We start from the raw sequence: 5,760 nt of genomic DNA, 5'->3' as shown, positions 1-5,760 counted from the left end.
CGTCGTCAACGTGATGCCGAAGTTCGCGGCGTTCGTGATGCTGTTCTCGATGGCGAATTGCGGCTTGCCCGGTACTTCCGGTTTCGTCGGCGAGTTCATGGTGATTCTGGCTGCTGTCCAGTACAACTTCTGGATCGCAGGCGGTGCGGCTGTCACGCTGATTCTCGGCGCGGCCTACACGCTGTGGATGTACAAGCGCGTGTACTTTGGCGCGATCGCCAACGATCATGTGAAGAGCCTCATCGACATCAATCGCCGCGAATTTTTCATGCTGGCAGTGCTCGCCGCACTGACGCTGTTCATGGGCCTGTATCCGAAGCCCTTTACCGATGTGATGCACGTATCCGTGGAAAACCTCCTCTCCCACGTCGCGCAGTCCAAACTGCCGTTGCCACAGTAATGCAGAGCGGAGGAATTTAAAGATCATGCAAAACGCCCCTATGACTGCCCTGTTACCCGACGCACTGGTGATGCTCGCCGTTGTGGTCGCGTGGCTCAACGACACGTTCGTCGGCCAGGCCGGTCGCCGTACCACGTATTTCATCGCGTTCTTCTCGACGCTGATTGCCGGCATCTGGTTCGCGGTGAACGCGTTCGACCCGCAGGTTCACTACTTCTTCGGTCACATGTATGTGGTGGATTCGTTCGCCAGCGTGATGAAGGCGGTGGTGACGCTCGGCTATGCCGTGTCGATCGTTTATTCGCGCCGGTACCTCGAGGATCGCGGGTTGTTCCGCGGTGAGTTCTTCCTGTTGGGCATGTTCTCGTTGCTCGGTCAGCTCGTGATGATCTCGGGCAACAACTTCCTGACGCTGTACCTCGGTCTGGAATTGATGTCGCTGTCGTTGTACGGTGCGATCGCACTGCGCCGTGATGCGGCGCCTTCGAACGAAGCCGCAATGAAGTACTACGTGCTCGGCGCGCTCGCGTCCGGTTTCCTGCTGTACGGTATCTCGATGTTGTACGGCGCAACCGGTTCGCTCGACCTGAACGAAGTGTTCAAGGCGATCAGCACCAGCCACTACGATGCGACGGTGCTGCTGTTCGGCGTGATTTTCATCGTGGCTGGCGTGGCGTTCAAAATGGGTGCGGTGCCGTTCCATATGTGGGTGCCCGACGTGTACCAGGGCGCACCGACGGCGATGACGCTCGCGGTCGGTGGCGGTCCGAAGGTGGCCGCATTCGCGTGGGGCCTGCGCTTCCTGGTGATGGGCCTGCTGCCGCTCGCGGTCGAATGGCAGCAGATGCTGGTGATCCTGGCGGCACTGTCGCTGATCGTCGGCAACATCACGGGTATCGTGCAACGCAACGTCAAGCGGATGCTCGCGTACTCGGCGATCTCCAACATGGGGTTCGTGCTGCTCGGACTGCTTGCCGGTGTGGTTGATCAGAAGACCACGGGTGCCGCGAACGCGTATGGTTCGGCGATGTTCTACAGCATCGTCTACCTGATCACGACGCTCGGTACGTTCGGTGTGATCATGCTGCTCGCCCGCCGCGATTTCGAAGCGGATACGCTCGAAGACTTCAAGGGCCTCAATCAGCGTAGCCCGGTGTTCGCGTTCGTGATGATGGTGATGATGTTCTCGCTCGCAGGCATTCCGCCGGCAGTCGGCTTCTACGCGAAGCTCGCGGTGTTGCAGGCGACGATGAACGCCGGTCTGACCTGGCTCACCGTGCTGGCCGTGATCACGTCGCTATTCGGTGCGTTCTACTACCTACGCATCGTCAAGCTGATGTACTTCGACGAGCCGCAAGACAAGTCGCCGATCCTCGCCGATACGAGCACGCGCGCGCTACTCGCGCTCAACGGAGTGGCGGTGCTGGTGCTCGGTATCGTGCCGGATCCGCTGTTGCGCGCCTGTCTGCAGGCTATCCAGCACACGCTGCTGCTCTGATGTCCGCTGCGGGCTGGTTTATCGTGCTGTTGGCGCTGGTCGGTGCCAACCTGCCGTTCCTGAATCAGCGTCTTTTCGCCGCCGTGCCGTTGAAGGCGGCGAAGAAAAGCGCCTGGCTCCGGATTGGCGAATTGATCGTGCTGTATTTCGTCGTCGGCGCGCTGGGCTTCGTGCTCGAAGCGCGCGCAGGAAATCGCTTCGAACAGGGCTGGCAATTCTATGCGATCACGTTTGCGCTGTTTGTCGTGTTCGCGTTCCCCGGCTTCACTTTCCAATATCTCGCCAAACGCCGCTGACGGCGCCACGCCGTCGCGCATCAGGTTGTGCTGAGGTCCGCATATGGCTAAACTTCCTAACCACGACGCCGCGCTTATCGAGACCTGTGTCGACAGCAAGACCGTCCATCAAGGTCCGTTTCTGACGTTGAAATGCGATACCGTGCGTCTGCCGGATGGCAAGCAGGCCACGCGCGAATACGTTCAGCATCCGGGCGCGGTCATGGTGATTCCGTTGTTCGACGACGGCCGCGTGCTGCTCGAAAGCCAATACCGCTATCCGATGGGCAAGGTCATGGTCGAATATCCGGCCGGCAAGCTCGACCCGAACGAAGGTGCGTTGGCTTGCGCGGTGCGTGAACTGCGCGAGGAGACCGGCTACGCCGCGCGCGAGTATGTGTATCTGACGCGTGTGCATCCGATCATTTCGTATTCCACCGAATTCATCGATATCTATCTCGCGCGTGGGCTGACGGCGGGCGAGCGCAAACTCGATGAAGGCGAGTTCCTCGAGCTTTTCACCGCGACCGTCGAGGAAGTGTCGGAGTGGATTCGCATGGGCAAAGTCACCGACGTGAAAACGATCATCGGTACGTTCTGGCTCGAGAAAGTGCTGTCCGGCGCGTGGCCGATGGCGGCGCCGGAATCGGCATAAGCTTGCGCGTATCGAATAATCGATTCGAAGCACGATGCGAAAAACCCTTGCTGGTCGATGACCAGCAAGGGTTTTGTCATTTCGGCGCAGTGCCTTGATGTCGAAGTGCACGCATGGGGAAACTGTACTGTCCATAGTTAACGTTGAATGATCGGCTTCAGCGAAAGGCTGAGGAAGGCAGTGACGTCGATGCCATCGGTGAGCCGGTTTAAACAGGGGAAACGCCTGCGGCTCGCGGGCCAACCCGCTTCGGCAATGCGTCGCGCAAAGCGTTAAAATCGCGCACCGCGTTCGATTTACTTGCAACAGCGGACCCCGGCGGGTCGCCTCGTCGACTTTACGAACGACCGTTCACAAATGTTCCTTTTGCGCTAAACTGGCACGCAAGCCCCGACTCCAATGAAGGTCCTCGATTTACAGTGTCCGCATGGCCATCGGTTCGAAGGCTGGTTCGCTTCCGCTGATGACTTTGAATCGCAGCAGTCCCGGCAGCTCGTCGAATGTCCGATCTGCGGCGCGAAAGAAGTGAGCCGTTTGCCTTCGGCACCGCGCCTGAATTTGTCGGGTGCGGCCGCGACGAAGGCGGCGGTGGGCGCGCAGCAAATGCAGGCGCGTGCCATGCGCGCGCTGCGCGAGGTACTGGAGAAGACGGAGAACGTGGGCGACCGCTTCGCCGAGGAAGCACGGCGCATTCACTACAACGAAGCGCCCGCGCGCAATATCCGCGGTGTCACGACACCAGAAGATGCGCGTGCCTTGGTCGAGGAAGGCATTGAAGTGATGCCGCTGCCGGTCCCGGCTGCGCTGAAGGAACCGCTGCAATAGCGTGGCGGCTTCCTGGCGGCCGAGGGTGGCGGCCAGGAGACACTGCGCATGAATCTCGACTATTCTTCCGCTGAACAGGCGTTCCGCGCCGACATCCGCGCCTGGCTCGACGCAAATCTACCTCGCGAGCTGAGCGACAAGGTACTCAACCACAAGCGTCTTTCCCGCGAAGATTTCGCGAGCTGGCACCGGCTGCTCGGTACGCGCGGCTGGTCGGCGGTTGCGTGGCCACGCGAGTACGGTGGCCCGGGCTGGGATGCGACCCAGCGTCATATCTGGGACGAGGAGTGCGCGCGGGTCGGCGCGCCGGTCGTGCTGCCGTTCGGTGTATCGATGGTCGCGCCGGTGTTGATGAAGTACGGCACCGACGCGCAGAAGCGTCGTTATTTGCCGCGCATTCTCGACGGTACGCACTGGTGGTGCCAGGGCTACTCGGAGCCGGGTTCGGGCTCTGACCTCGCGTCGCTGCGCACTCGCGCCGAACGTGTCGGCGATCATTACCTGGTCAACGGCCAGAAGACCTGGACCACACTCGGCCAGCACGCCGACATGATGTTCTGCCTCGTGCGCACCGACAGCGGCGCCAAAAAGCAGGAGGGCATCTCCTTCCTGCTGATCGACATGAAAACGCCGGGCATCACCGTGCGGCCGATCATCACGCTCGACGAAGATCACGAAGTCAACGAGGTGTTTTTCGAGGACGTGAAAGTGCCGGTCGAGAATCTGGTCGGTGAAGAAAACCGCGGGTGGACCTACGCGAAGTACCTGCTCGGGCACGAGCGCACCGGCATCGCAAGGGTTGGAGCGTCCAAGCGCGAGCTGGTATTTCTTAAGCGGCTCGCGCTGAATCAGAAAAAGAATGGCACGCCGTTGCTGCACGATCCGGTGTTTGCCGCCAAGGTCGCGAGTCTCGAGATCGAACTGATGACGCTCGAAGTCACCGTGCAGCGCGTCGTTGCCAACGAGGCGGGCGGACGCGGTCCCGGTCCGGAAGCGTCGATGCTGAAAATCAAGGGCACCGAGGTGCAGCAGGGCTTGACCGAGCTGATGTTCGAGGCGATCGGGCCGCTTGCCGCGCCGTTCGACGTGCCGTTCCTCGAAGGCGAACGCGAACATAGCCTCGCCGGTGACGACGACGCCGCGCCGTTGGCCGCGTACTACTTCAACTTCCGCAAGACGTCGATCTACGGCGGCTCGAACGAAATTCAAAAGAACATCATCGCGCAGATGATTCTGGGACTTTGAGGAGCGGCGCATGGACTTCACTTTCAACGACGAACAACAGCAATTTGCTGACGCGCTGCGCCGCTATCTGGACAAGAGCTACGGGTTCGAAGCGCGCCAGGCGATCGTGCAATCGGAGACCGGTGTGTCGGACGCGCACTGGACAGCTTTTACCGAACTGGGCCTGACTGCGTTGCCGGTGCCGGAAGCCCAAGGTGGCTTCAACGGCAGCCCGATCGACATGCTGGTGGTCATGCAGGAGCTCGGGCGCGCTCTGGTGGTCGAGCCGTACTGGGCGACCGCTGTGGGTATCGAGGCGCTGCGGCTGGCGGGCACCGGGCAGGGCGAAGACGCATCGCTGCTCGAACGTGCGGCCCAGGGCGAGATCAAGCTGGCAGTGGCATTTCACGAGCCGCACTCTCGCTACGATCTGTTCGAGGTCGACACGGTTGCGAACGGTCAAGACAATCAGCAGACGTTGACCGGCACGAAATCGGTTGTGCTGCACGGTGCGCAAGCGGATTACTGGATCGTGCCGGCTCGGCTGAATGGCGAGATCGCGCTTTTTGTCGTCGCCCGCGATGCGGCCGGCGTCAAAGTCACCGACTACCGCACAATCGACGGCCAGCGCGCCGCGACGCTCGAGTTCGATGGCACGCCTGCACGCCAGCTCGCCGGCAAACACTCGGGTGCCGCAGCGCTCGAGCACATTGCAGACTACGGCACGGTGTTGCTGTGCGCGGTAGCGGTCGGCGCGCTCGACGCACTGAACCATGCAACGGGCGAGTACACCAAGACGCGCCAGCAGTTCGGCCAGCCGATCGCGCGATTTCAAGCGTTGCAGCACCGTATGGTCGAGATGCGGATTCACGCCGAACAGGCG

General features: G+C 61.2%; 7 protein-coding genes. All 7 read left to right on the top strand.

Annotated elements, in window-relative coordinates; all coding sequences use genetic code 11:
- On the top strand, positions 1-400 hold a 400-nt coding region (locus tag VGH68_RS11095; RefSeq protein WP_331603671.1), incomplete at its 5' end, for a proton-conducting transporter membrane subunit.
- A gap of 25 nt (positions 401-425) precedes the next feature.
- Positions 426-1,898, top strand: a complete 1,473-nt coding sequence (gene nuoN / locus VGH68_RS11090; RefSeq protein ID WP_331603670.1) for an NADH-quinone oxidoreductase subunit NuoN — start codon at positions 426-428, stop codon at positions 1,896-1,898.
- Complete coding sequence (locus VGH68_RS11085; protein WP_331603669.1) at positions 1,898-2,194, top strand: DUF2818 family protein; 297 nt, start codon at positions 1,898-1,900, stop codon at positions 2,192-2,194. The genes nuoN and VGH68_RS11085 overlap by 1 nt, the downstream gene beginning before the upstream one ends.
- A gap of 43 nt (positions 2,195-2,237) precedes the next feature.
- On the top strand, positions 2,238-2,828 hold the full coding sequence (locus VGH68_RS11080; RefSeq protein WP_331603668.1) for an NUDIX hydrolase: 591 nt from the start codon (positions 2,238-2,240) through the stop codon (positions 2,826-2,828).
- 399 nt (positions 2,829-3,227) lie between these two features.
- Positions 3,228-3,653, top strand: a complete 426-nt coding sequence (locus VGH68_RS11075) for a DUF1178 family protein (RefSeq protein ID WP_331603667.1) — start codon at positions 3,228-3,230, stop codon at positions 3,651-3,653.
- A 48-nt stretch (positions 3,654-3,701) separates the two neighbouring features.
- Complete coding sequence (locus VGH68_RS11070; protein WP_331603666.1) at positions 3,702-4,898, top strand: acyl-CoA dehydrogenase family protein; 1,197 nt, start codon at positions 3,702-3,704, stop codon at positions 4,896-4,898.
- Positions 4,899-4,908: 10 nt separating this feature from the next.
- On the top strand, positions 4,909-5,760 hold an 852-nt coding region (locus VGH68_RS11065), incomplete at its 3' end, for an acyl-CoA dehydrogenase family protein (protein WP_331603665.1).

Source organism: Paraburkholderia sp. (genome assembly GCF_036488505.1).
GTDB lineage: Bacteria > Pseudomonadota > Gammaproteobacteria > Burkholderiales > Burkholderiaceae > Paraburkholderia.
This window is presented reverse-complemented; position numbering and strand designations above follow the sequence as displayed.

Excerpts from the sequence above, each read along its gene's own strand:
- nuoN (WP_331603670.1), top strand. The coding sequence starts at position 426 with ATGCAAAACGCCCCTATGACTGCCCTGTTACCCGACGCACTGGTGATG.
- VGH68_RS11085 (WP_331603669.1), top strand. The coding sequence starts at position 1,898 with ATGTCCGCTGCGGGCTGGTTTATCGTGCTGTTGGCGCTGGTCGGTGCC.
- VGH68_RS11080 (WP_331603668.1), top strand. The coding sequence starts at position 2,238 with ATGGCTAAACTTCCTAACCACGACGCCGCGCTTATCGAGACCTGTGTC.
- VGH68_RS11075 (WP_331603667.1), top strand. The coding sequence starts at position 3,228 with ATGAAGGTCCTCGATTTACAGTGTCCGCATGGCCATCGGTTCGAAGGC.
- VGH68_RS11070 (WP_331603666.1), top strand. The coding sequence starts at position 3,702 with ATGAATCTCGACTATTCTTCCGCTGAACAGGCGTTCCGCGCCGACATC.